The organism is Streptomyces sp. S063, from assembly GCF_002832675.1.
GTDB lineage: Bacteria > Actinomycetota > Actinomycetes > Streptomycetales > Streptomycetaceae > Streptomyces > Streptomyces sindenensis.
Map to the genome: position 1 here is coordinate 17,034 of NZ_CP021707.1, position 25,569 is coordinate 42,602.

Genomic DNA, 25,569 nt, shown 5'->3' on the forward strand with positions numbered 1-25,569 from the left:
TCACCGGACTCACGGGCGGAGCGACTGACCGGGACCGGGTGCGCCCGCCTGGTCAGGTCTCTTCCTTGGGGAAGAGGCGCCGTACCATCTCGATCACGAAGGCTGAGGGCCCAAGGGACATCCAGTATCCGTTCTTGGTCTCGTACCCAGGGCCGACGATCATGGTCACGGTCGACTCGGCACGGGTGAGGGCGACGTAGAATGTGCGCCGTTGCTCCTCGAGCTCCGCCTCCGTGGGCTTCCGCCACTGTTTCCCGCTGGGGACATCGCGCGGTATGAGGCCTTGAAGGAGGCCGGGCAGGATCACCGTGTCGAACTCCCGGCCCTTGGCCGCGTGGTAGGTGGCGAGCAAGACCTTTCCGACGACTTCCTCGCCGCGCGCGAGGTCCTGCATCACAAGATCCTTCGACCGGCACAGACCGGCCAGGGCGTCGAGGCTGCTCGTGTTGTCCAGATCAGGGTGTCCTGCGGCTACTTCGTCGAGAGCCAAGCCAGCGCGCAGCTGTTTCAGCCAGGCGAGGGCCGGGGCGTCGGCGGGGTAGAGCTCCGCGGGGTCAAGGCACTGTTGCAGAGCCCTGGGCAGGAAGAGGCGCGAGGAAGGCGGGGCAAGCTGGGCCTCGGTGCGCAGTGTGACGAGGGCGCGGGCCAGGGAGGCAAGGGACGGTGCTTGCGCACGGCGCAGCATGTCAGCGCGGTCGGCACCGGATGCGGCGTGGATCTGGTAGTTGGTGACGGCGCGGGCTGCACAGCGCTGGATGAAACGGGAGAGGCTGCCGGCGGGCAGCTTGTCATCGCCCTCGTGCCGGAAGTCCAGCTCGCGTCGGGTGAGCTCTCGGCGTACGTCGTCGAGCAGGCGACCGCGAGCGGAGTAGAGGATGGCGATCCGCTCGGGGCTGATGCCGTTGTTCTGTGCCTGTTCGACAAGATCGCAGGTCACTCGGGCGTGGTCCTGGAGCCCTCCCTCGACCTGTTCGAGGTTGACGTCGCCGGGTGGTGCGCCTTCGCGGGCGAGGCGGCCCCGGGAGAGTCCGAGGGCGGCTTCAGCTGCGGTGATGATGTCCTGGCCGCTGCGGTAGTTGACCTCGAGTTCGAGGTCGCGGAAGTCCTCTCGACCTGCCAGTTCGGTCAGGTACTTGGCGTCGGCGCCGGTGAAGCCGTAGACGGACTGATCGGTGTCCCCGACGGCGAAGACGGTGATGCCAGCCAGGTCGCGCAGGGCGAGAACGAGCTCGTGAAGAACTCCGCCGAGGTCTTGGTACTCATCGACGACGAGGTGCGGGAAGCGGGCACGCAGGAGGTCGCGGACATGTGCGTGCTCGCGGACGAGGCGCACGGCCCGGATGACCATGGCCTCGAAGTCGATCTCGCCTTGGAGGATGAGCTGTTCCTCGTACAGGCGTGCGGCCTGGACTTCCCGTGGGTCGAAGCCGTCGAGGGCCTCGTTGCAGGCCAGGGCCCGGCGGATCTTGGTGCTCTGGGGCACGCGGTGCTGGGCAAGGACCTCGCCGATGCCGACTCGGTCGAAGCAGCGCTGCAGGAGCGACTCGATGGCTACCTTGCTGAGGACCTGTCCCGCCTCAGGTGCCGGCTGCCCGGTCAGGTGTCCGAAGGCGCGCAGGATCTCGTTCAGGCAGAAGGCATGCACGGTGGAGCAGGTGATCCGCCCCTCGGCGCGCACGCCGCTGCGGTGGACGCGACGGCGGATTTCCTCGGCCGCCGGGTTGGTGTAGGTGATGCAGGCGACGCCGCGGAAGGGGGAGATCTGCGTCTGGAGGACGTAGGCGATCCGGGCGACGAGAGTACGCGTCTTACCACTTCCGGGGCCGGCCCGCAGAACGACGTTGCCGTCGTGGAGAACGGCGGCCCGCTGCCTGGGATGCAGGCTGTCGAGCTCCGCGAGCAGGATGTCACTGACCTGCATCGCTGGCCTGCCCGTTGGCGAACGGCGTCGTGGGGCCGGGGAACAGTGACGTTCCGCGGGCCGCGCGGCTGATGTGTTCCATGGCCAGGAAGATGTAGGAGGCCGTGCCCAGGCGGCGCAGGGCCTGCTCGTCGAGGGGGAGGTTCCAGGGGGTCTGGGTTGCGTCTCGGATGCGTCCTTGCAGGTCGGCCTGTGCGATATGTGCGGCGAGGCGCTGTGCGAAGCGACCCTTGCTGAGGGCGCCGATCCGCTTGAGCATCTTCTTCCGCAGGACGGGGTCGACGGTCGTGTTCTGTTCGTTGGCGACCCCGCGGCTCACGTCGTCTCGCGCGGTGGTGTTGGTGTTCAGCTCCTCGAAGGCCTGGATGATCTCCTCGCCGAACAGGGAGCACAGGTCGGTCTCCAGCGTCTGGGCGCCGATGTAGATGCCGTGGCCCTGGAGTTCTGAGGCGAGGGGATCGCGGGTCGTTCGGTAGTCGGCGGCATCGGTTTCCGGAAGGAGGGCGATCTGCTCCAGGAGTGCCTTGCTGCGGGACGGCTCCGGGTTGAGTTTCGCGCCCCGCTTGAGGCCGGCTTCCCGCACCCCGCGCTTGTCGAGGGTGGCGTCTCCGTCGGTGACGACCACATGGGGAGTGTCTAGGCCCTTCGGGCCGAGGAGCGCCCGGTAGGGCTTGAAGTCGGTGCCGTGGGCGCTGGCCACCACGGTGCCGTAGGCGTCGAGGTCGAACCCGGCAGCTTCGGCCAGGGCGGGGAGGATGTACAGCTCGGCCAGTCCTTCGACCAGCACCACGGCGGAGGCGAAGAGGACCTCGGCACGGCTGACGTCGAGGTAGCGCTCCAGGTCTGCGGCTTCCTTGTCACTGACGGGAATGGCTGCCGTGGTGGCTCCGGTCGTGCCGTTACCCGTGGCGCGCAGCACGATGAAGGAGCGGACCGGGGCGACGGCGGCGATGTGCGGGCTGTGGGTGGTGAGGATGAGCGAAGGCCCGGTGCGCAGCAGGTACCGGAAGAGGTGCCGCTGGAGGGTGACGTGGAGGTGGGCCTCGGGTTCTTCCACGGCGACGAGCGTGGCGATGAACTCTTCGTCGAGTCGCTGCTGGCTGAGGGCTTCGAGGAGCAGGCCGAGGTAGATGACGTTGGCGCTGCCCAGGCTGGTGTCGGAGATGCTCCTGCGGCGGGCGGTATCGAAGAACAGACGTACGGCGCGGATCAGTTCGTCCGGCTTAGAGGAGGCGAAGCCGAGGGTGGGCTGGGGAGCCATGCGCGGCCCGAACATGTCTCCCAGCCGGTCCGTCAGGTGTCCCTCCAGCTTGGCGACGTTGGCGTCCTTGGTGAGCTGGTCGACGGCGGTGGCGATCGCCGAGGCGGTGGCTTCCAAGTTCGCCGGGTCTAGGGGAAGCCGTTCGAGGAGATCCCGCATCGGGCTGCGCCGCCAGTTCTGCAGATCCCCTTCGGCGTCGCGAAGGGCGGGCAGGACGCGCAGGGCCACCTCGCGGCGGATGGCCCGCACGTCGTTGGTCTCGCGGTCACCGGCGAAGACGACGACGTCGTAGTCCTTCGCGGTCAGCGGCCGGCCGGTGGGCTGCACCTGGGAGCCGTCGGCGGTTGCTATCTCGGTTCGCGGGGCAAAGCGGTAGGTCAGCCGGGCTACGTAGGGGTCGAAGTCGACCGTGGCGCTGGACAGGATGCTCTTGGCGTCAGCGTCGTCGTCAAAGCCGCGCAGCTCGACGACGATGGTCACATCGGCTCCGCCGGCGAGGCCTGCGGGGTGCCCTTCCCAGATGTCCTCTTCGCGCAGCATGCGCCGCGCGTCGGAGATGGACGGGTCGAGTACCAGCCGGATCGCTTCCAGCAGGTTCGACTTGCCGACGCCGTTCTCGCCGACGATCACGGCGTGGGCGGGGAAGTCGTCGATGACGAGGTGCCGGAAGTTGCGGAAGTTACGTATCTCGATCCGCGAAATGTGCAGGCCCATGCGACCCCTTTGGCCATCTGGTGCGATGTGGTGATTCATCATTACAGGGCAGTCCCGCCTGGGTGGGCGGTTTCCCGGTGTCCGGTGGCCTTCCATACCGCCTGATAGGTGATCTTCTCCGATCTCCGTCCCGGCCACCGGCCGGGACGGAGATCGGAGCCGCTGAGTCCGGCAGGGCCGGCCGTCAGGCCGCGGGGGTCTCAGTCCATCCGATGCCGGAGGCGATGAGGTTGTAGAGCCGCTCATCCTCTCGGAGGTCGTCCTGGATCGGCGTCCAAAGGATTCTCCGCTCGCCTCCCAGATCGCTCGTGAGGGTGTAAAGGGCATGGCGCGGCCCCAGTTGTCGTTCCATTCCTTGAGGACCTGTTCGAGCTCCGGCAAGGAGAGAAGACCTGACCCTGCTGGCATGTGAGGGTGTTCGCCCCTCCCAGTGTTCCGCCCAGGGCGCGACGTCGGGGTGGTGTCAGTGCCCTTCGGCATAGTGCCCCGCATGATGATCAACGAAATTGACGGCGGCGGCTGGGAGTCCATGGGCCACGCCTATGGTCCGGCGAGCGATGTTCCGGGCTGGCTGAAGGGCATGGCTTCGGCGGACCCCGGTGTACGGGACGAGGCGTTCAGCGGCTTCTACAGTGCGGCGCACCATCAGGGGGATGTCTATCCGTGCACGGCGGCCAGCCTGCCGTTCCTGTTCGAGATGGCCGACAGTCCCGCGACTCCTGACCGGGGCTCGGTTATCGAGTTGCTGCTCAGCATCGGGCAGGAGTGCCTGGATATGGATCCCGAAGGGGTGTACTTCACGCCGGACGGCACCGAGTCCAGAGCCCATGTGGACGCGTTGGCGGTGATAGGTGAGCGTGCCGAGGTGTTCGTCCGCTGGGTGATGGACCCGGATGAGGAGGTACGGCGGCCCGCGATCGAGTGCCTGGGCCTCTTCCTCGCCGACAGTGCACGCGCGTTGGAGGTCCTGCGCAGTCTGCTTCCCGGGAGCGGCATGGTGCAGCGGCTGTTCGTTGTGAGGGCGGTGGCTACGGTGGCGCTGCGGGATGCGGCCGTGCACGGTGCGGCCGTCGGCTGGCTGGACGCTCTGGCCGGTGACACGGCAGAAGTGCCCGAGGTGCGGCTCGCTGCTCTCGTGCAAAGGGTCCGGTGCGCTCCGGGGGAGCTCGGTGACGCTGTGGTGCCGGCGGCGGTCGGTCTGATCCGGGAGATCGCTCCGGAGGAGACCGGCGGGGATGACGATGCGCCCTGCCGGGCCGAGGTGGAGCTGGATGTGGCCGCTGGCGCGACGCCTTCCCCGGGTGTGCCGCCGCAGGTGGCCGCGGCGTTCGAGGATCTGGAGCGGCACGGCCGGGTTCACGCGCCGACGACCTCCCTGCTGGAGGCGTTTCACACGGTGTTGGACGATCGTGTGCTGGAGCGCACCGCTGTGCTCACCGGGCAGTTGTGCAGTGCGGACCCTGGGGTGCGTTACGACGCGATCCGCATGGCGACGGAGCTGATCGGCCAGTGGCGTGGGGATCACTCCGGTCTGGTGGTGCTGATCGCGGGGTGTCTGGACCCCGGGGACCCGTATACCTCGGCTGCGGCGGCGGAGGCTCTTGGGGCGCTCGTGCCGGTGAGCGAGCCGGCCCGGGAGGCCCTCGCCGGCTACGTCGAGGCGGCCCGTGCGGAACACGGGCCGGGCGTGTGGGCGGCCCGGGAGCGGCTGGTACGGCGCGCTCACCAGGAAGCTGTCAGAGCTCTGGCATCTCTGGGGGATCTGCGGGCGCTGGACTGTGTGCTGGAGGCGCTGGACGGGGGCGCCGACGCCTGGCGTGCTGTGCAGGTGGCCGGTCACCTGGGTGAGGCGGCCGGTGACCTGACGCCGAGGCTGTCGAAGCTCCTGGCGGAGGTGGACTTCTCGGATGCGTCGCAGTCGATGAGCGCCAACGCTCTGGTGTCCGCCCTGAGAGAGCTGGGTGACCCCGGGTCTGCACCGGTGCTGGCCAGTGCCGTAGCCGCGGCCATGCGTGAGGAGCAGTGGCATACGGCCGCCTCCGCCCTCAAGGCCCTCGCCTCCTTCGGCCCTAAAGCCGCCTTCGCCCTGGATGTGGTCCGCCCTCTGGCCGACGCGCAGGACGTCACCGTCCGGGCGGCCGCGACGGCGGCACTGTGGGAACTTGAGGGCGACGCGGCCGGCGTCGTGCCGAGGCTGGTTGAGCTTCTTGACACTCACGCGGACGACGAGGCAGCCGCCGTCCTGGGGCGGATCGGGTCGGCTGCCGCGCCGGCCCTGCCGCGTCTGCGGAAGATGCTGACAGCGGGCTACGAGTGGACCCGGGTCTACGCCGCGGCCGCCCTGTGGGATATCGGCGGCGACGCCGAGGCGCCCGCCGTCGTGGAAACGCTCCTGGCAGCGTGGGCGGAGAACGACTCGACGTCCAATCATGTCCTGGCCTGCCTGAGCCGCATGGGGACGGCCGCCCGGCCGGCCCTCCCCCGGGTCCGGGAAGAGCTCACGCTCCTGCGCCGCAGCGGCCGCTTCCGCGACATCCCCAACGACGAAAACCTGCTGGCGGCCTGCCGCTCCGTCACGTCCCGCCTCTGAGCAGCCCCCTGCGGGAAACGTTGGCAGCGCCCCTTCGCCTGCCGACGGGGCCTACTGCCCTGGCATCCGAGCCGCGCACCGCGTCCGCCGGATGGGTGAAGGGTCAGATGGGCGCGAACCGTGCTCACCGGCTGGACGTCAGGGACGGCATGAAGGAGATCAGCGGGCAGCACATCAGCGAGCCCGGCCTGGTGGTGCTGGACATCACTGCGGCGAACGAGGACACGCTTCGGCTGGTGGTAGCCCAGTTGGAGGAGCGCTGGGCGACCTCGGGCCTGGCCCCTGTACGGCGAGTGCCGGGCCGGGCCGGTGTGACGAGCCGGGTGTACGCCGATATCCGCCGCACCGGGGATCAGGATGTGTGAGCGTGGCTGTCCGCGCCCACGTGAACGTGCGGTCTCTGTCTACTGACCGCTCTTTGGCCTGGACAGGAAGATCCGGCGGGTTGGCAGATCGACTTCCCGCACGATGACGGTGATCTTTTCGCCGATCGCGAAGTCTTGTGCCGGACTCGCCGCGGGGCGGCCGTCGATCTCTATGAAGGGAACCAACCCGACCATCCCATCTCCGAGTTCGACGAAGACGCCGATGGGAACCACCTTCTCAACTGTCCCCCGGAACTCCTGGCCCGCCACCGCGCGGGCGGCGAACGCCTGGAGCGGGTCGGGCAGCAGTGCCTTCAAAGACAGTCTGGCCTCAGCGTTGTGGGTGTCAGCGCCCAGGAACTCGCACGAGACGCGCTGCCCTACCTGAACAACATCTGCGGGATCGTTGAAGTGCCGCCAGGAGAGTTCGGGTATACCGATGAACCCGACGCCGGGCAGGGTGGGATGGTCGGGCCCGTCGTCCAGGGCCACGAAGACCCCGAACCGTTCGATCGCCGCGACGGTGCCGGCCAGGATGTCGCCGCGGTGCAGGGTCTTCAGGAACGCCCATAGTTCCGGGCTCTCGGACTGCCAATCCATACAAAATTCTGGCACGCGACGTCACGTGCCAGCAATGTCCGCCGGGGCATCGCGTCGTGAGGCTACTGCTCGGCGCTGGGCCCGTACTGGGCTCCGTCGTCGTAGATCGGGTCGGCCGGAGCCTCCTGCGGAGGCTGGGCGTCTGGGTCCGGCCCGTACGTTGCTCCGTCGTCGTAGATGCCGCTCATGGCCATAGTCCTCGCTGCTGGGTGGTGCGGTCGGTGCAGTCTCACATGCCGTCACCCTGGAGATCTTTGTCAGCAGGCACGAACACTGTGCTGACGCCCGTCGACGAAGTCCACCTCGATACCGTTCCCGTAGTCCCCTCCAACAGCGATCACGGTGTCCGGGTGCCGTCAGCCGGCACCGCCGCGACGGTCGTACGGTTCACCGAGCGACCAGCTGTCGATCCTGGGCCACCAGTGTCAGCATGACCACACCAGGCCGTCCCGCCGCAGCGATCCCCACAGCCTGCAGCCGGGCACCTCCGGCTGGTCAGGCTGCGGCTCACCTGATCCCTCGGGTTCCTCGTCGACCAGGCCGCAGGAGAACAGGAAGGCCTCCAAGAACTCCCGACGCCCCGAGTCCGCTCGGCCTCGGCCAGGTCGGCGAGGACGCTCTGGAGCCGGTCTCACTGGTCCTGAGGCGGCCTCTGCGGAATCGCTTCGCCCGCAGGCATGGGCGCCGACCACTAGACAGCCGTCGGCGCCCGCGTTCGCTATCCGTGGTAGGTGATGTAGCCGTTGCCGTCGCGGTCGTTGGACTTCTTGGTGTACGAGTGGACGTCCGCGCGGGCGCCGGAGGGCTTGTACAGGTAGATGGTGTCCTTGTCGTTGTTCCAGATGAAGTTGCAGTTCTGCCGGTAGACGACGTTCTTGGCGTCGGAATCGGTGCCGTGGTTGCCCCGGAGCTTGATGTAGTCGCCGGGCTGCAGCCTGTGGGTCGCCGGGAAGGTGAACTTGTTGCCGGCGGCGTCCTTGACGACGTAGCCCTTGAGGTTCACGGTCGTGGTCCGCGAGTAGTTCTTGATCGTCAGGTACTCGTGCTTCGTGTTACCGCCCGAGCACCTGTTGGAGTCGGAGCCGGGAGCGTCGTACTGGACACCCCTGATCTTCAGGGCCGAGGAGTACTCGGCAGCCTGGGCCGGGGCGGCGGCCGCGAGGCCGAGAGCGAGGACCGAAGCAGCGGTAGCGGCAGCGGTCAGGGCATGACGGACATGCATGAGGAATCCCCCCTCAATGGTGCGAATAGAGCGTCCAGGGAGACTATCGAGACCTGTGACTCCTTGGTGAAGAAACGGGCAGGAAACCGTGTGCACCGCTTGCCGGACAAACGACGGCACGTGACGCCGCAAGCGGCGATGAGGCTGCGCGGCGCCTGGGGAACAGGGCCCGCGGACGTCACTGCTGTTTTCGGGCAGCACAGGACAGCACTGTCTTCAGACCCGGACTGCAGGCAGGTCGTCGCCGCCCTCTGCTGGAGCTGGTGGCCTACTTGATCCCTGCAGGAGATAGGGACGGGACGCCGACACCAGCTCTCAATCCTCTTGCGAGATACCGAGGTCGTGGCGCATAGCGGTTCTCATAGTCCGGAGCATCTCCCAGACCTCGTACTGGGCCTGGGCCGCGGTCTCCATCGTTTCGCCTGGTTCGGGGGCCCCGCGTTCGAGACGCTTGACCTGACCGTAGACCTTGTTCAGGGCCTGGTTGACGACGCTCGCTCGCCTGAGTACTTCTTCGGGGGCGATCATCTGTGCTTCGGAGTATCGATCGCGGTGCGCGTTCTTCGCTTCCTCGAGTGCGTCGCTGTTGGCCTCCTCCACGCCGCGTTCTCGCATGACGTGCAGGTGGCGGTTGAGTGCGGTGTTGAACTGCCGGGCATCCCGGTTGAGTTCCGCATAGCAGGTGCGTCGCAGCGAACGGGCCTCGCGGGCCTCCTCATGGTCTCGAACGAGTTCTATCTCCAGGCGCTTCGCCCGCTGGGAGCCGCGCTGGGTGAGGAGCGCCCCTCCCAGGGTTCCTGCGACGCCTGCGACAGCGATGATCGCTGAGCTGAGATCCACCGACGTACCCCGTGAAATTCATCGGCCTCGTGCCCGCTGCACATGACCCAGGCCGTCAAGTCTGCCGCTCCTCACTGCGCCGGGATTTTGGTGCCCTTCTTGTGATGGGCGGGGCGGCTGCATTCTCGCCGGTGGCCAGGACTCTGCCACGTCGTGACGGGTGGCTGGGCGGTGGTTCTTCGAACCCGGCGGCCAGGCCCAGGACGAGACGGTTTCGGTGCACTGGTCGGGGAGCCGGTCCCCGTACACAGGTTCCTGCGGACCCGGGCAGACGTGAGCCTGTTCAGCAGGGGCCGGCTTCTCCCACGGCCGCCGGAGACCGGTGGCCAGCGGCCGCGCGAGCCGGAGCGGCGGGAATCACAGCAATCGCCATAAGGCCTGTCCCACAACCCTGGCGGGACCGGCGCGGCGCCAGGCCCGGCCCCCATCAGCCTCAGCGCAAGTCCCCAGCGATCGCCCGTAGGTGCCTGGAGAGCTTGCCGACCTCCGAAAAGACAGGTCGGAAATTTCTGACCTTCACAGGACCCGTCCACCCGTACGTCGAGGTACGTGGGTCGCCGCCACCGTTTCGAACTAACCGTTGGTCGACTGCGCCGGCTCCCGGCGATGCTCCAACCAAGCGCGACTCAGGTCATCCCAAATAATTTGATATCTATCGAAAATTTGACCAAGTTGAGCATAGGTGAGTTCTTCGGGTGCCGTCGATGCCACGAGATACTCGAGGTCATCGGCAAGCCGCTGGAACCGGTACTGCGTTTCCTCCATCAGCACCCATCGCGAGCGCCAGTTGAAGAACGGTTCGACGGCCCCCAGCAACGTCCCCAGGGCCACAAGGGCAAAAGCCAGACTGGCCCACATGTTGAGACTCTGCAGGCCCAGAATGATGGTGGAAGCGGCGGACAGCGCAAGCGTGACCATCTTGGTTACCGAAGCGCTTCGACGGAACCGCTGTTTCTTACCGCGGGCGTAGTCGTTGCCCTGCCGGATCCTGTTCAGCAGGAGGGCAGCTGTCTCCCCCGGGCTGAGGCCGATACCTGGTCCGCTGTCCGGCTGCACTGATCCCCCAAAGATCCGTTGTCAAATCGCAGTTCGCCCTGGCAGAGGTAGCCGTGCGACTGCGCGGTTCCCCAGCATCGCCGTTCGATAGCCACCAGGCCATGGGGACAAGTGGGGCGATCAGGCTTCATTAACAAGCGATCAAAGTTGGGTGGCACAGGACAGGGGTCACTTGAGCGTGACGCACGCCTTCGTGGTCAGGCCCCGAAACTCCACGCAGATGCGAGTGTTGCGCGGGTACTTCGGGCCGGTGTGCCCGTCCCGGCCCCAGGACGCCTCCACAAAGCTGCCCACCCTCGCCGCGCGCTTCCAGGTCCCGCCGGTCTTCCAGGTGCCGCCGGGCTTCTTGACCAACCAGCGGGCCGTACCGGACCGGACACCCTCCCGCGAGGCATAGACCCAGCCCACCCCACGGGCCTGGACGCCACGGCGGTACCAGTGGTGGACCACGACCCCGGGGCGGCAGCCGGAGCCGGACCCCGCGCAGTCACGCACCCGGGTGTCGACGTACGCCCGCACGGCCAGCGGCTCGGCCGACGCGGCGGGAACAGCGGCCACGGGAACCAGCATGGCGGCCAGAGCGGCAGAGAAGATCATCGGTCGGTTCATGATCGCTCAACCGTCTCGGCGACCCCCACCGTCACGGGCAGCGGGGCCGGTTCACTCCGTCGAGGCCCGTGCCGGCGACGACGACCGGCTCCCCTGCCCCTCTTTCATCGCCGCCGGAGTGCTCGGGTGACCGCGGAGGGGACGTCGAGCCTCGGCACAACGACATCGTGCCGCATAGGGGCTCCCTGGGCACGCGGTGGCGCGAGAACGGTAGCGGCCTGAAACGGCTCACAGTGTTGTCAGAGCGTCGGCATACAGTGCGGCGATGTTCATACTCTCCATCGCGCTGACAGTGATCGGCGTCGTGCTGTCCATCCTCGGGGTGTACTGGGGCGCCCTCAAGACCGTCCCTGAAGGCCGACCTGGCAAAGCTTGAGGCGGTTCTCACTGACCCAGACGTACCTGAGGAGGAGAAGTCGGCTCGGCGTACCGCGATCCGGGCTCCTTCAGGGAACTGGGGGAACCTGACGTACTTCGAAGAGAATGCTCAGTTGGCGGCGCTCGAGCTGGTGGTGCACTCGTTGAAGTGGCCGGCGCTGCTCACGGCGGCTGGGGTGCTGGTGGGGTCGGTCGCGAACGTCGTGTCCCTCTGGGCGTAGAGCAGCCCCCGCCCGTTGAGTGGGCGGGGGCCTCAGGTCAGGGCTCCTGTTTCCTGCGGCACGAAAAGTGCTCGGGAAGCCCCTCGGGGCCTGGAAGGCTGGCGGGGTCGCCGCAGAAGCAGCACAGCGGGATCGGTTTCCCCGCCGCGTCCACCGGCACCCTGGCCTCCTCGGCTTCGGCAGGTCGGGACTCGAGGACGATGGACCGGCTGCCGCGTCTCTGCTTCGGCTCGGACCGCACTTCTGACGCCGGGCGGTCCTCGGTACACCTGTCGTGCCGGTCGCCGCGACGTACAGACGGCGCCTGTCGCTTCTTCTCCTCCGGGTCGGGTCCGTTCGCCTCGAGGTAGTTCTGCCACTGCTGTACAGGAAGCCATCCGTAATGGCCGTCTCGTTGGAACGGGACTCGCTCGCCGGCCGCGGCCTCCACAATGAACTGGGTCAGAGTAAGGGAGCCGCGGTTCACGGCGTATGAGCTGGACTGGTGGGCGGGGACGAGAACGCGGTGCCAGTCCCCGCAGTACCCGGTTGCGGTGGGGTTTTTGGAGTCGTAGGGCTTGTTGGGGCACCTATCGAGCGCGCCACTTGGAGTGCAGTGGCCCTCTTCCACGACGAAGTTGCCCTCGCGGATCTCGATGGGGTTTTTCCGTACGCGGATGACGGAGGCGGGAAGGTCGGGGGTGCGGACGTAGGGGACACGTCCGATGCCGCTGTGGTCGAGGTCGGCGAAGTCCCACACGGACTGGATGCCCCCGTTGCGCCGGAACCTCTCGCGGGCGCGCATCCCGCGGGCGGTCTGGGCGCTCAGCTGCGGTTCGTAGCCCAGGACGATTCCGTTGGCGCCGGTGATGCGTACGTCGAGGCGCGCGTGCCCGTCGGAGGTCTGGGCCTCGATGTCGGCGGGGAAGCCGTGGTCCTCGGAGTCCTTCGCGACGCGTTCCTTGCGGGCGAGGTGCTCGTCGGACTCGTGGCTGATGGGCTTGTCTCCGGGCTTGCGGTAGTGGGAGGCGAACCACAGGCCGTCGCGTTCGACGAGGTACATGGGGACGCGCCGGCTGCGAAGGTCCCGGCAGTCGGGGCAGATCAGCCCACGCTTATCGACGGGGACGCGCTTCCGCTGCCCGATGAGCACGTCGAGGAGGCCTTGGCCGTTCGGAACGCCGAGGTCGTCGGCCTGGAGGTCGAGGTTACGGGCGGCCGGTTCGTAGTAGACCGGGTTGCGGTAGAGGTCTTCGTCGTTGTCGATCTGGAGGTCGTCGTCCACTGAGGTGCTCCCCGCGGCCGCTACGAGTAGGACTTGTAACGGTACGGGGAGGGTCTGACAGACGGCGCCCATGGCTTTGTTCACGAGAACCGACAGCAGATGTTCACCACTTCGGGAGGCACCTGGCACGTCGGGGATTCGAACGGTGGCCTTACACACCGTGGCGGTGCACAGTCCCGCGCCTCAGATTGAAAACCGGTTGGATGGTCCGCCACATAGTTGCGACGATGCCCCCTCTTTCTTCGCGGAGGACATTTGTTCGTTTTCGTGTGTGCGGGATGTGGCGCCGAGCTGACGATCCCGCTGTCCCCGGTCGCGCTGCCGGCCCATGCCCATCAGAAGTACGGGAACGGGATCCAGCTCCCGGTGCTCATGGAGTCGGGCACATTCGCCGTGGAACCGGAGCCCTGGGGGCGCCGTGGCGGAGGTGGGAGGAGATTGACCCGGACGAGGCGGCGGCCCGCGGCATCTACGCTCCGCTCTACGCACTGTCCGACAGCGCACCCGGCGCCGTCGTCATCGCCCCGGGGATACCCGCGGCACCGTGCTCGTCCCGCACGAAGCCGGCGGCTACTGCTGCGGCCTCGACTGGGGTGACGGCCCGAACATGGCCTGTGAGGCGTGCGGCCTGCCGGTGGCGAGCCGGATCGACGACTGCTCACTCTGGCAGGCGGTCTGGCTCGCGCCGGACGCCGTGCACCGCCTCCCCGTCGACGACACCGACTCCGACACCGCAATCCTCTCCTGGGAGGAACTGCTGGACGAGGAAGTAGCCACGCCCCCGATGGAGCCGATCAGCAGGTGGAGCTCGCTCCTCGGGTTGGACCACTGGTGGTCCTGGAGCCCACGGTGGGAAGCGGCAGCAGGCCGGGCCCTGGCCCACCTCCTGGTAGCTTCCGACGGCCGACCGGTGACAGTCCCGCCCGGGCTGATCGCGGAAGTGTTCCAACGCGCCCTCGACGCTCTGCTGCCCGCGGACCAGTCAGCGCGACGCGCCGTCCTGGCCGGTCCGGGGCTGTCCGCCCTCGGCCCGGACGCCGACATGATCCTCGTGCCGACCCACCCGCAGACGGGGGAACTCTGGAGCCCGGCCGGACCGAACGCATCTGCACGCCCGGTGCCACTGCCGTTCGGGATATGGATGTGGATGGCCTTCCCCGAACCACACCTCTACCTCCCACCTCGGGAACCATGCCCGACGGCGTACTGCGCGACGACCCGCCCCACCACGCCCCACCACCTGTTCCGAGCCGACCCGGGAACCTTCGCACACCCTGGTCCGATTGCCAGCTGGTCGCAGCCCATGGCTGCGCGAGACCCTCGACAACCTCACGCACCACATGCAAGCCGGTCTCTTCTAGCCGACTGCCAGACGACGCCGGTACTCACGCTCCGGAGGTACGCAATCGAACAGCACCAGGTAGTGGTGCCTCCCGAAGTGGTGAACATCTGCTGTCCGTTCTCGTGGACAAAGCCATGGCGTGCCATGCCCGTTGGGCATCGATCAGGTCGTCGGGGAAGGGGTGCCGGTCCATACCCCTTTTAGAATCTTGTTCGAATTTGAGTGCCAATCCCCAGGCCAGGAGGCAAGCCGCACCGCTGTCCTGTGTCACTGAACCTTGAGCGCGTGCCATCGACTTTGATGGACACGCGTTTGTGTCACCGAAGATTGATCGCGCTGGTCAGAGGCCCGTACCGGGGCTGCCTTTTCCAGGGCCGCCGGTGCGGGCCGAGCGGATAGAGATGATCTGCACGCCGCTGACCTGCACGATGCCCGCATGGAAACTGGATTCCCGTGGGGGTCAGCCCCAAGCGTCGATCTCAGCCTGTGGCGTGCCGACGCCATCGTGCTGTTCGACTGGCTGATGAGCACCGACCTGAACGCCGTACCGATCACGCACCCGGCTCAGAAGCAGGCCCTCGCAGACCTGCTGGCGCGCTTGGAGGAGGTGGGCATTACCGAGTCGACCGAGGAAGAGATTGCCGCGCCCAGGAAGATGTGGCAAGGACATGGGCTGGGAGGGGCACCGATAGATCAATCTTCGGTGACACGCGCTCAAGGTTCGATGACACAGGACATCACTTGAGCGTGACGCCCGCCTTCGTGTCAGGTGTCCCGTCTCGGATGATCTGGCCCTGTCGCAGATGATCTGGTCCGATTCGTCAGGGCTTCTCAGGTGATCTGGTCCGCCGGGACTGCTCGCAGATTATGGTCGCCGAGAGGTGCAGGGCGACTGATCGTCAGGTGACTGATTCGTAGCCAGCCCTGGCGGGACAGCTCATATCCAGCGTCGGGCTCCGTCACGGCTTGCCGCGCAGGTAGTCACCGGCCAAGTTCACGAAGCGCGTCGGTCGAAGCTGCGCCCGTGGCCCGGATGCACGACGGACACGTCCAACTGCGCGAGGCGTTCCATACTGCGCCGGTAGGCAGGCATGTCGGAGTCGGGGAGGTCGTCGATGAGGTAGCCGTCGTACACCGCATCGCCGGAGAACAGCACCCCGGTACGCTCCTCCAGCAGGGCGATGCTTCCCGGCGAGTGGCCCGGTAGGTGAAGGACCGTCAGCGTACGGCTGCCCAGATCGATTCGGTCCCCGTCGTCGAGCTGGCGGCTCAGTGTCACCGCTGGAACCCGATATGTCCGCGGGTCGTACTCGGGATACGGAAGACTCTTGATCAGTAGGTCCGGGACAGGCTCATCCCCAGCGTCAATGCCCAGCTTCTCGTAGAGCTCGGCACCGTACAGACTGGCAGGGACACCCTCGGCCAGGGTTGCGGCTTCGGCAGGGTGGCCGGCCCGCTCACGGAACTCGTGAGCCCCGCCAACGTGGTCCAGGTGCGCGTGGGTGAGAACTACCAGCGGGTCACGTTCGAACATGCGTGGGATCTCCCCACGCAGGGCAACGACGCCAAGCCCGGCATCGACGACGATGTCGCGGTCGGTTCCATGCAGCCACCACAGCTTTGCTGACAGCAGCGCGGCCGACGCGGGGTTCCGAGATCCGAACCAGATCACTGCCCAGCTCCAACTGCTCGTACCAGTCGCTCATGTCGCGCAAGTGTGCCAGCTGCCGCTCTCTCGGGTTCCGCCACGGCGGACCAGACGGATTAGGACTCAGGGCGACATCCACCCGCCACAGGCCAGATCAGTTGAGATTTCGGCTCGCCACTCGTCTCAAACGATCTGGTCGTCGCAGGTCACGACTACGGCCTCGGACCAGATCATCTGAGACGGGACAACTGCCACTCCGACATCCGCATCCGCTCGACCTTGCGGCGGGCAACGGCGACCATTCCGTGGCCGAACTCGTGCGGGGCCGATGTCCACGGTGGTGAAGTGCGGGGTCCGGAACTCTCTACCCTCGCAACCAGTGTCCCGAGCGCATCGAAGCTCAGCTCGCGACTTTGCCCTCGCGGCACCGATCACGCCGGCCACGAGGCGTGGGGCGGCATGACCCGCCGCTGCATCATCTGGCGAAACCGCCACCCGACGACCGGCGCTTGTACGCCGTCGTTGACAGGGCCAACGTTGCTTGATGGGACACGATCACTCTGTACCGGGGTGCCGCCCCTGGTCAGCGGGGGCCCGACGGACCAGGCCTGCCTCGTACGCGGAGATGGCCGCCTCCACCCGGTTGCGTGCGCCCAGCTTCGCAAAGACCGCGCTGACGTGTGCCTTCACCGTGCCTCGACGAGGTGCAGCCGACTCGCGATCTCCGCGTTGGACAGTCCCGTCCCGAGTCCGGCGAGCACCTCGCGCTCCCGTTCGGTGAGCCGCTCCAGTGAGCGGTGAGGGTGCGCCGCCCGTGGGCGCGCAGCCCGGCGATGACCCGGCCGGCGACCCGCGGGACAGGTAGGCCCCGCCGGCTCCCACCGCCCGTACCCCGTTGAGGAGTTCTCTCGGGTCGTCCGCCTTCAGCAGGAAACCGTCGGCGCCCTCTTCCAGGGCACGGTGACGTACTCGTCCTGCCGTCCGAAGTCGTCAGCATGATCACACCGATCGCTGTCGATTCCCGGTGGAGCCTCGCCGCTGCCGTCAGCCCGTCCAGGCCAGGCATCTGGATGTCCAGCAAGACCACGTCCGGCCGGTGCAGGCGGCTGAGCGCGAGGGCCTCGTGCCCGTCGCTTGCCTCGGCGACCACCTCAACGTGCGCGTCCCGGGCGAGGATGGCCAGCACCCCCGCCCGGACCATCGCCTCGTCGTCGGCCACCAGGACCCGGACAGGCCGACTGCCCGGTGTTGTCTTTTCACGCTGCGAGCCTAAGCCCGGCGCACAGCCGTGCGAAGGGCGGGCTCCACAGATTCAGTCCCGAGTCCGGGCACACCCATGACGAAGGGCAGGACGCTGCTGCCGTTCGACCAATGGGCGCCGGCGCCGCGGGCTTCTAGCGTCGCTCTCGTACAGGAAACGCGGTGGCCGCCCAGCGTTGCGCACTATGCGTCGGTCGGTGCGCACCGCCGTCGGCTTCCGCGTTCGACGACCGACACGAAGGAGCTCCGTGATCACCCTTCGAGAACTGACCAAGCGTTACGGCGAGACCATCGCCGTGGACGGTCTGAGCTTGACATCAAGAGTGGGCAAGTGACCGGCTTTCTGGGGCCCAACGGTGCCGGAAAGTCGACCACGATGCGCATGATTCTCGGCCTTGACCATCCGTCCGGGGGTGAGGCGCTCATCGATGGCAAGCAGTACTCCTCGATGCGCCACCCGATCCGCGAGGTCGGGGCGCTTCTGGACGCCAAGGGCTGCACCCGGCCCGTTCCGCACGCAGCCACCTGGTGGCGCAGGCGCGTAGCAACGGCATTCCGCTGCGCCGGGTGGACGAGGTGTTGGAGACGGTCGGCCTGGCGAAGGTGGCGCGGCGCTCCGCTGGGCGTTCTCCCTCGGTATGTACCAGCGGCTGGGCGTGGGCGGAGCACTGCTCGGCGACCCACAGGTACTCATCTTCGACGAGCCGGTCAACGGCCTCGACCCCGACGGTGTCCGCTGGGTGCGTGAACTCGTGCGGTCCCTGGCCGCAGAGGGCCGGACGGTCTTCCTGTCCAGTCATTTGATGAGTGAGATGCAGCTGACCGCCGACCAGCTGGTCATTATCGGACGGGGCAAGCTCCTGGCCGACACGCCGATGGCCGACCTGTTGGCCAGCAGCTCGCTGTCGTCGGTGCGGATGCGCACCCCGGATGTGGCAGACCTGCGCACGCTGATCGACCATCTCCGGAAGGACGGCGACGTGAACGTGGAGTCGCCCGCGGCCGACGAGCTTGTCGTGAAGGGCCGCAGTGTCGAGCAGATGGGCGACTTGGCCTACCGGCTGGGGCTACGGCTGCACGAACTGCGGACCGTCTCCGCTTCGCTGGAACAGGTCTATATGGAACTGACCGCGCAGAGCATGGAGTACGAAACGGGCGCCCCTGCGTTCGGTGGCACGAATACCAAGGAGACGCAGGGAGCGGGAGCATGAGCGCCATGTCGGCTGACGTGAGCGACGGCCGCTGTGGGCGCATGGTCTCCGGCCACACCGGTGGCGGATTCGTCGGCGCGTTCACCTCGGAGTGGACCAAACTCTGGACCATCCGCACGCCTTACGTCTGCCTGCTGGTTGGCCTGATCGTGACTGCGATCTTCACCTTTTACTACGGATCGATCGCTCGGATCAACGACAAGCCGATCCAGCCGGTCGGCAACGCCTCGGCGTCCTCGGTTATCCTCACCCAGTTCGCCCTGGTGATTCTTGCGATGACGATGGTGACGAGCGAGTACTCCACGAGCAGCATGCGCACCTCGCTGCTGTGGGTGCCGGTCAGACTCCGTGTGCAGCTGGCCAAGGCGCTACTGAGCGCCTTGGTGGGCTTCGTCACCGCAGTGGGATGGGCTGTGCTGGGCATCGCCCTGGCCTGGGGGCCCTTCCAGGGGCACGCCAGCTTCGAGCTGTCAAAGGTGGTGTACCAAACCGTTGCCATGGGCGTCTATTCCGCCCTCGTCTGTGTGATGACGGTGGGGGTGTCGTTCGCTCTGCGGACGGCGGCGGGCTCCGTGGCCATGATCTTCTTCGTGATCTCCGCGCTGCCCAGCATGCTGGTCGGACTGGGGGCCCGGTGCTGCTGGCCATCAACAAGTACATGCCGCAAACCGTGGGTGGTTATTTCATGCTGGGTGATGGCAAAGCCCCATTCCCGGATGTCGTGAGCTTGCTGATCCTGATGGTGTGGGCAGTTATCGCCCAGGGGGCCGGTCTCTTGGTGCTGCGACGGCGTGACGCCTGAACAGCGGCGCAACCGGCCGAACGCCCTCACCGTTTACCCCCCCCCCCCCCCCCCCCCCGCGTCGGGCGTCCGGGTTCGTCCCACAGAATCGCCCCTGACAGGTGAGGACATCGAGCGGAAGGACGGCCGACGCGCCATGCTGCACACGCGCATCACCTCAGCCAGGCCCGTGTGCGGCGACGTGGCTCTGTGGGGTGCGCTCGCCGCCGCCACCGGCTTCGGGTTCTGGGACGCGGGTTCGGCGTCGCTGGTTCTGGATCTGTTTCTCCCATTGGCCGTGCTGGCGGTGGCGGTGCCGTGGTCCCGCCGCCGGCCGGGGGCCGCCGTCGTGCTGGTCAACGGGCTGTGCGTGTGGGGCCTGTCCGACTCCGCGACTCCCGGCAACGCCCACGTCCTGTCGCTGGTCGCCGTGAGCTGTCTGCTTGGTGCCCGGGTCGCTGCGGCGTGGCGCCCGCTCCTGGTGCTCGTCGGGTGCGCAGCGGTCGATCTCGCGACGTGCGCGGTGCTGCGAACGCCTCCCGTATGGTGGTTCTACGCGATGACCGTGCTGCCCGCAGCCCTTCTGCTGCCCTGGCTGGCCGGACGGCACTGGCGTGGCCGGCGGGAACTCGTGAGGGAGGGCTGGCGGCTGGCCCGGAGCCTGGAAGAGCGCCAGCATCTGGTCGCGGAGCGGGCGCGGTTGACAGAGCGCGCGGACATCGCGGCCGACATGCACGATTCCCTCGGCCACGCCCTGAGTCTGGTCGCCCTGCGGGCCGGGGCCCTGGAACTCTCGCCCGACCTCACCGACCGCGACCGCGCCGACCTCGTCGAGCTGCGCAGGACGATCGCGGACGCGGTGGAGCAACTGCGGGAGACCGTCGCCGTCCTGCACGACCCGCCCGGCACGGACAAGGATGCGGTGCTGCCCGTCAACGGCACCGTCGAGGATCTCCTCTCACGGGCGGCCGCTTCCGGGGTGCCAGTGCAATGGGAGCGGCGCGGGGCGGTGCCCGAGATGTCCCCCCTTGTCGAACGCGGGATGCACCGGGTGGTGCAGGAGGCCCTTACCAACGCGGTGAAACATGCACCGGACTGTTCGATCAGGGTGCGGATCACCCATGAGCCCGACCGTACCGGCGTGAGCGTCGTGAACGCCGCTCCACCGGGCGGCGGACCGTCGCAGCCGGGTGAGAGCTTGGCAAGCGGCGTCGGCGGCCGGGGGCTGACGGGGCTTCGGGAGCGGGTGACGGTTCTCGGCGGCTCGATGCGGGCCGGGCCCGGCGAAGGCGGGTTCCACGTCACCGCCGTCTTCCCGCATCAGGCCACTGCCATCGCCCGTCGCGGGGACGCCGGCGCCGGAACCGGGATCGGCCGATGGAACGCCGGCCGGGACCCGTGGGCCCGCGTTCACGTCCGAATCCGCTCCCCACCCGGACCCGGGCCCGGAAACAGACACAGCACCGGGCACCGTTGTACCGGAGTCCGCCAAGCGGCTCGCCTCCGTACGGAGCGACGCCCGTCGCCGCTCCGCCGTCGCCCTCGTGGCACCTGTCGTCGCAGCTGTCTTCTTCGTACCATCCGCCTTCTACCTGGCCTGGCAACTCACCACGAGCGTGCTGCCGCCCTCCCGGTTCGAGGAGTTGACCACCGGCCGGCCGCGCGCCGAACTCGCCCCTCTCCTGCCGGCCCGCGCCTATCCCTACCCGTCCGACCAGGCCCGTTCCGCATCCCGACCACCCGGCACACGTTGCGAGTTCTATCGTTCCGGCCGCGACCTGTTGGATGAAGTGGACCTTTACCGGCTCTGCTGGTCCGGCAACACGCTTCTGACGAAGGACATCGTGCCCGCACGCCGCCCCTGACCGCCCCGAACAGAGCGAGAAAATGAAGTACGTCATACGCCGGATCACGGCGGAGGGGTGGCGCGAGCTGCGAGCGATACGACTTGAGTCCCTGCTGAACTCGCCCTACGCCTTCGGTGTCCGTCCCGCCGACGCTGTCGCGCTCTTCGACCGCACGTGGCGGAAGCAGGCAGAAAGGGCCGCAGCCGACGACGCACTGTTCGTGGCCATCGACGAGACCGGCTCCTGGGCCGGAACCGCCGGGGTCGCACCCCTGGACGGCATCCCCGACACCGCACACGTGCACGCCGTCTGTGTTGCCCCGGCGCACCGCGGTCCGGACGGTCCGGCGCGGGCGCTGAGGAAGCGGCAGTCGACTTCGCACGCGAGCACACCGATTACACCTGGCTCACCCTGGGGGTACGCGAGGATAATTGCCGCGCCAGGGCCTTTTACCGACGCATCGGGTTCCACGGCCTCGGGAAAACCATCCCCTACCCGCTGGACTCCACCAAGTTCGTGCGCATTCTGGGCTGCCCCGACTTCCGTGTCTCCTGAGTACCACATCGAGGAGGCGGACGGAGCGGTCCGCATTCACCTCACTCGTCGTCATCGTCGTCGAGGTCGACGGCTTCCGGGTCGCGCAGCGGGCGCAGGCCGTCGACCGGCTGGGAGGCGGTGAAGCTGTAGCGGCCCAGGACGTTCAGATTCTTGTGCTTGAGCGGGGAAAGCCGGGCCACGTCCTCGTCCCGGATCTCGTGCCCCCGGCGCGGAGCTGGGCGACCGCGGCGTCGATGTACCTGGTCGTCCAGAGCACCACGGCGTTCAGAACGAGACCCAGCGGGCCCAGCTGATCTTCCATTCCGTCCCGGTATGCCTGGTGGATGGTGCCCTTCTTGCCGTGGCAGATCTCGCGGGCCAGCTTGTGGCGGGACTCCTGGACGGTGAGCTGCTTGTGCATCTGGCGCCGGTAGGTGTCGTCCATGGGGTCGACGACGGCGAGCAGGTGCAGGGTCTTGGCGATCCGCCCGTACTCGGCGAACGCCTGTCCCAGCGGGGTCGGGTGGCCCTCGCGGCCGAACATCCGCAGCAGGTCGTATGCCCTGACCTGGTTGGTGACCAGGGAGCCGGCTACCCGCAGCATGTCCGGCCAGTGCGTGATCACCTTCTTCACGTTCACCTTGTTGCGGGCGATGGCCTCCAGGGGCCTGTACCCGCCCGCCGCCTCGGCGCCGGGCATCTGGGCCTTCCAGAACCGCTGGTCCTCCAAGTCCTTGAAACGGGGGGAGAACCGGTAACCGAGCATCTTGAAGATGCCAAACACCATGTCGCTGTAGCTCGCGCTGTCGGTGGCGACCATCTCCGGCTTCACCCCACCGTCCAGGTTCAAGAGCGCGTCCAGGATGAACAGGGAGTCACGCGGAGTACCGGGCACCACCATCTGCCCGATGCCGATCACCTGGTCATTGATCGTGTTCAGCCAGGTGATGCCCTTCTTCTTCGCGAAGTACTTCGGCGAGGGCGCGGCGTTGATGGTCCGCGTGGGGACGACGAAGCGCAGGCCGTCGACGGAGGCCAGCAGGCCCTTGCCCCAGAACTGCACGATCGGCACCCGGGCCTGGGCCTCGATCAGGGCAGCATTCGCCGCGGCGATGGTGTCGGCCCGCAGGTAATACTGGTCGACGTGGACCAGCCGGGAGCGGGTCAGCGCCTCGTAGCCCGGGTTGATGACCGGCGTCATGCCGATGCTGCACGCCTCCGAGACCAGCAGCGCGACCATCGACGTCGTCAGGTCCTTCATGCGGGTCCTGCCGTCGCCCAGGTGCACGAAAGCGTCCAGGAACCCGGTCCAGCCGTGCACCTCGAACAACAGGTCCGGCAGGTCGATCTTCGGGAGCATCTTCTCGACCCGCTCGCGCAGCCACTTCAAAGTCTTCGGCTCACCGAGCGCGTGGAGCTTCTCCACGTTCAGCTTCGCCCGCCCGTTGGGTTGCACCTCGATGCTGATCTTCGCGTCCGCGCCGGCCTCCTCCAGCCGCTCAGCCATCTGCCTCCACGTCGCGTCCAGGACTGCCGTCAGCTCCCGCAGGTGTGCTTCGGCGTCCTCGTCCAGGCTCAGGCCCGCCAGGACGTCCTCGCGCACCGCCTCCCACCCCTTGCCCGCCAGCAGGCGGGCGCGTGGGTCGGCCCAGCGGTGCGAGGGGGAGGCGAAGATGTCGCGGCGCCGCAGCGCTTCGAAGAGCTGTTCCAGCACGCACACCACGTACGCTTCGCGGTCCACCGCCCCCTGCGGCAGGTCCGCGTTCGCGTACACCGCCTTGCGCCAGTGCGCCGAAACCAGCTTCTCGTCGACCTCCCGCGGCAGCAGTGGCTTCTCGCCCACCTTCCTCCGTGACAGCGCCGGGAGCCGCTGCACCCCGGTGAGAATCCGCCTGCCGGCGGGCGCGGCGTCCAGCGCCCTCGACTCACCCAGCAACGACAGAAACGGCCTGACGGTGTTGTAGCGCAGCGCCAGCGCGCTCCGCAGCGCGGTTTCTGCCGTGTTCTCGTCCTCCGGCACCAGGCTCACCACCGTGACCGCCGCGCTGGACAGCGCGGCCCGCGGTGCGACCTCCTCCAGCGCCGCCCACAGCGCGGCCACGTCCACATCACAGCCGGTCTGCTCGATAAGCTCCAGCTCCTCGATGACCACCGTCGCCGCCCGCGCCACCAGCCGCGATGCGTTCTCCAACTGCGGCAGAGTCGACAGCCGCTGCTTGTCGTGGACCGCTTCGCCGCGCTGATCAACCGGGTGGCCATCAGGATCTCGAACAGATCCAGGGCGTCGTCGATCGCCTTCGCCTCCAGGTGACGCATCACCGCGGTGAGCATCGCCGTGCGCTTGGGCTCCGAGGTCCGCTCCAGCTTCGCCGCCTTCGTGCCCAGCCCGTACCGGGCCAGCGCGGACAGCCGGTTCGGTGGAATCTTGTCCAACTTCACCCGCCCCAGCTGGAACGCGGCGATGTCCTCGACCCGCTGCAAGCGCCCTTCATCGCCGTGCCCGTGGTCCGCGTCGGCGGCCGGCGCATCCGCTCCAGCTCCGAATACCGCTTGCCCTCCGACGTCTTCAGCGTGGCCACCAGGTCCCCCGGCAAGCGCAGCATCCGCCCGCCGGACCTCCTTGGCGACGTGGCGTGCAGCCGCTCCTCCGCGATCCTGCGGACCTCGGCGACCTCACGGGCCAGCACGTCACACCCCGGCAGCAGCACCCGGTTGCGGCGCAGCCAGCCCACCGAATGATCGAACAGGGCCTTCGGCCCCTCGGCCCGTGCAGGAACGACCGGAACTTCCGGCCCTGACCGTGGTCCTCGTATAGGTGGTAGCCGTACGCCTCACGTATTTCCCACGCGTGCTCGTACCCCGTCATTTGCCGCTCGGTGTACCGCTTGATCTGGGAGGCATCCTCAATCTCCAGCTGAGCGGCCAGGTGCTCCACCACCGGCCACGGCACGGCCAAGGGATCCTCCAGGAACAGCCCGATGTACCTCACCGTGCACATCTGGAGAGCGAAGCCGAGACGATTGTGGTCACCACGCCGCTTCGCGATCAGCTTCCGGTCCTCGTCATCAAGGAAGAAGAACCGCTCCAGCTCAGGTCTCGTCGGCTCATCCGCGAACGATCCGAACGCGGTCGCCTGCTCATCAGTCAGGAATTCCACGGGCATACCGCGGACGTAACCAGCCGCGGCAAGCGAACGTGGACCTTCCGCTGAACACCCCCGACGAGCCGATCGTGTGTGCTAGACGACCAAGATCAAGTGCTTAGCGCTAATGGCTGTTCCGTTGGTCCCCAAGGCCGGACTCCGGCACACCAGCGTCAGCAAGAAGCCTGCCAGCCGTACCCGTCAGCTCGCCTTGATACTGCGCAAACACCTGTGCCAGCGAATCGGCGGTCACTGCCTTCGGCTGAGTCACCGCACCCTGCCCTTCTCGTGCTTAGCTTGCTTCTGCCCACCGGATGGCGCCCACCCCGGGTGCTCGCCCCCACGCTCGGCGCGGATGATCTCAGCCTTGTCCCGTGCTCGGATCCTGTACGCCACGCTGTTCAAGAGCTTCTTCAAACTCGGGACCAACAGCAGGAGCACCAATGCCACGATGCCAGCGACCTCCACGGCTCAACCTCCTCTTCAGTGTGCGGCCGATAAAGGACTCAGGTGCATGAGCGGCGGCCGTTCTTACCGAAGGGCCGCGAGGGCGCCGTTCTGATGACACCGGCCTCAAGATTCTTTTCGGGGCGGGCGCGTACGTCGAACCATGCGCGACAGGGCAAGAAGAACCGACTCGGTCTGGGTGCAGAACGTCGGTTCAGGCGCGTCGACCTCTTCGTCTGTGAGGGGTGGGCGGGACTCGCCTCCCCCAGTGCTGCATGGCGTGACTGTCAGTGCCGAGAGCTAACCTCAGCCC

At 67.5% G+C, this 25,569-nt stretch carries 16 protein-coding genes and 5 pseudogenes; 8 read left to right on the plus strand and 13 right to left on the minus strand.

From position 1 onward, the window contains the following. Nucleotides 1–52: 52 nt before the first annotated feature. Together CCZ36_RS00065 and CCZ36_RS00070 are read right to left on the minus strand one after the other, a co-directional pair. The gene (locus CCZ36_RS00065; protein ID WP_128816811.1) at nucleotides 53–1,921 is read right to left on the minus strand and encodes an ATP-dependent helicase; all 1,869 of its coding nucleotides are present in this window, start codon (nucleotides 1,919–1,921) and stop codon (nucleotides 53–55) included. After that, complete coding sequence (locus CCZ36_RS00070; RefSeq protein ID WP_164873462.1) at nucleotides 1,908–3,896, minus strand: ATP-dependent nuclease; 1,989 nt, start codon at nucleotides 3,894–3,896, stop codon at nucleotides 1,908–1,910. Before CCZ36_RS00070 ends, CCZ36_RS00065 begins: the two co-directional genes overlap by 14 nt. Nucleotides 3,897–4,386: 490 nt before the next feature. Between CCZ36_RS00070 and CCZ36_RS00075 the strand changes: the two genes are divergently transcribed. Beyond that, a complete protein-coding gene (locus tag CCZ36_RS00075; protein WP_237302538.1) occupies nucleotides 4,387–6,486 on the plus strand; it encodes a HEAT repeat domain-containing protein in 2,100 nt (699 codons plus the stop codon). Nucleotides 6,487–6,593: 107 nt separating this feature from the next. Then, a complete protein-coding gene (locus CCZ36_RS00080) occupies nucleotides 6,594–6,851 on the plus strand; it encodes a DUF6207 family protein (RefSeq protein ID WP_237302539.1) in 258 nt (85 codons plus the stop codon). Between the two features lie 39 nt (nucleotides 6,852–6,890). Here CCZ36_RS00080 and CCZ36_RS00085 read toward each other — a convergent pair whose 3' ends face one another. The 8 genes and pseudogenes from CCZ36_RS00085 to CCZ36_RS00120 form a co-directional block, all read right to left on the minus strand. Beyond that, nucleotides 6,891–7,451, minus strand: coding sequence for a S1 RNA-binding domain-containing protein (locus tag CCZ36_RS00085; RefSeq protein WP_128816814.1), 561 nt, complete (start codon nucleotides 7,449–7,451; stop codon nucleotides 6,891–6,893). Nucleotides 7,452–7,513: 62 nt separating this feature from the next. Beyond that, on the minus strand, nucleotides 7,514–7,639 hold the full coding sequence (locus tag CCZ36_RS36355) for a hypothetical protein (protein WP_256094530.1): 126 nt from the start codon (nucleotides 7,637–7,639) through the stop codon (nucleotides 7,514–7,516). A gap of 530 nt (nucleotides 7,640–8,169) precedes the next feature. Next, nucleotides 8,170–8,673 (minus strand): lamin tail domain-containing protein, encoded by a 504-nt coding sequence (locus CCZ36_RS00090; RefSeq protein WP_128816815.1) that lies wholly within the window; start codon nucleotides 8,671–8,673, stop codon nucleotides 8,170–8,172. Between the two features lie 315 nt (nucleotides 8,674–8,988). After that, nucleotides 8,989–9,513, minus strand: coding sequence for a hypothetical protein (locus CCZ36_RS00095; RefSeq protein WP_237302540.1), 525 nt, complete (start codon nucleotides 9,511–9,513; stop codon nucleotides 8,989–8,991). 138 nt (nucleotides 9,514–9,651) lie between these two features. Further along, a pseudogene (locus CCZ36_RS36760) lies at nucleotides 9,652–9,861 on the minus strand (NF041680 family putative transposase); the annotation flags it as partial. A 225-nt stretch (nucleotides 9,862–10,086) separates the two neighbouring features. Further along, nucleotides 10,087–10,569, minus strand: a complete 483-nt coding sequence (locus CCZ36_RS00105) for a DUF4231 domain-containing protein (RefSeq protein WP_128816816.1) — start codon at nucleotides 10,567–10,569, stop codon at nucleotides 10,087–10,089. A gap of 168 nt (nucleotides 10,570–10,737) precedes the next feature. After that, nucleotides 10,738–11,166: a hypothetical protein gene (locus CCZ36_RS00110; RefSeq protein WP_128816817.1), complete on the minus strand. Its 429-nt coding sequence runs from the start codon at nucleotides 11,164–11,166 to the stop codon at nucleotides 10,738–10,740. Between the two features lie 648 nt (nucleotides 11,167–11,814). Next, nucleotides 11,815–13,041 (minus strand): hypothetical protein, encoded by a 1,227-nt coding sequence (locus CCZ36_RS00120; RefSeq protein WP_128816818.1) that lies wholly within the window; start codon nucleotides 13,039–13,041, stop codon nucleotides 11,815–11,817. Between the two features lie 255 nt (nucleotides 13,042–13,296). Between CCZ36_RS00120 and CCZ36_RS35210 the strand changes: the two are divergent. Both CCZ36_RS35210 and CCZ36_RS00130 read left to right on the plus strand, forming a co-directional pair. Beyond that, nucleotides 13,297–14,402 (plus strand): annotated as a pseudogene (locus tag CCZ36_RS35210) (hypothetical protein). 417 nt (nucleotides 14,403–14,819) lie between these two features. Further along, complete coding sequence (locus tag CCZ36_RS00130) at nucleotides 14,820–15,128, plus strand: hypothetical protein (protein WP_206515700.1); 309 nt, start codon at nucleotides 14,820–14,822, stop codon at nucleotides 15,126–15,128. 249 nt (nucleotides 15,129–15,377) lie between these two features. Here the strand turns inward: CCZ36_RS00130 and CCZ36_RS00135 are convergent, their stop codons facing one another. Together CCZ36_RS00135 and CCZ36_RS36765 are read right to left on the minus strand one after the other, a co-directional pair. Then, the gene (locus CCZ36_RS00135) at nucleotides 15,378–16,055 is read right to left on the minus strand and encodes an MBL fold metallo-hydrolase (protein WP_237302541.1); all 678 of its coding nucleotides are present in this window, start codon (nucleotides 16,053–16,055) and stop codon (nucleotides 15,378–15,380) included. Nucleotides 16,056–16,586: 531 nt separating this feature from the next. Continuing rightward, nucleotides 16,587–17,232: pseudogene (locus CCZ36_RS36765) on the minus strand (response regulator). 307 nt (nucleotides 17,233–17,539) lie between these two features. Here CCZ36_RS36765 and CCZ36_RS00150 point away from each other — a divergent pair. The 4 genes and pseudogenes from CCZ36_RS00150 (at nucleotide 17,540) to CCZ36_RS36770 (ending at nucleotide 21,809) form a co-directional block, all read left to right on the plus strand. Beyond that, a pseudogene (locus CCZ36_RS00150) lies at nucleotides 17,540–18,502 on the plus strand (ATP-binding cassette domain-containing protein). Further along, nucleotides 18,499–19,227 carry an ABC transporter permease gene (locus tag CCZ36_RS00155; protein WP_237302542.1) on the plus strand — a complete coding sequence of 243 codons (729 nt, stop codon included), beginning with the start codon at nucleotides 18,499–18,501 and terminating at the stop codon, nucleotides 19,225–19,227. The pseudogene CCZ36_RS00150 and the gene CCZ36_RS00155 overlap by 4 nt, the downstream one beginning before the upstream one ends. 213 nt (nucleotides 19,228–19,440) lie before the next feature. Further along, nucleotides 19,441–21,072, plus strand: a complete 1,632-nt coding sequence (locus CCZ36_RS00160; protein ID WP_237302543.1) for a sensor histidine kinase — start codon at nucleotides 19,441–19,443, stop codon at nucleotides 21,070–21,072. Between the two features lie 98 nt (nucleotides 21,073–21,170). Continuing rightward, a complete protein-coding gene (locus tag CCZ36_RS36770) occupies nucleotides 21,171–21,809 on the plus strand; it encodes a GNAT family N-acetyltransferase (RefSeq protein ID WP_443069774.1) in 639 nt (212 codons plus the stop codon). On the opposite strand, the pseudogene CCZ36_RS00165 reads toward CCZ36_RS36770, so the two are convergent. Then, a pseudogene (locus CCZ36_RS00165) lies at nucleotides 21,727–24,830 on the minus strand (Tn3 family transposase). The gene CCZ36_RS36770 and the pseudogene CCZ36_RS00165 sit on opposite strands and share 83 nt — an antisense overlap. Between the last annotated feature and the right edge of the window lie 739 nt (nucleotides 24,831–25,569).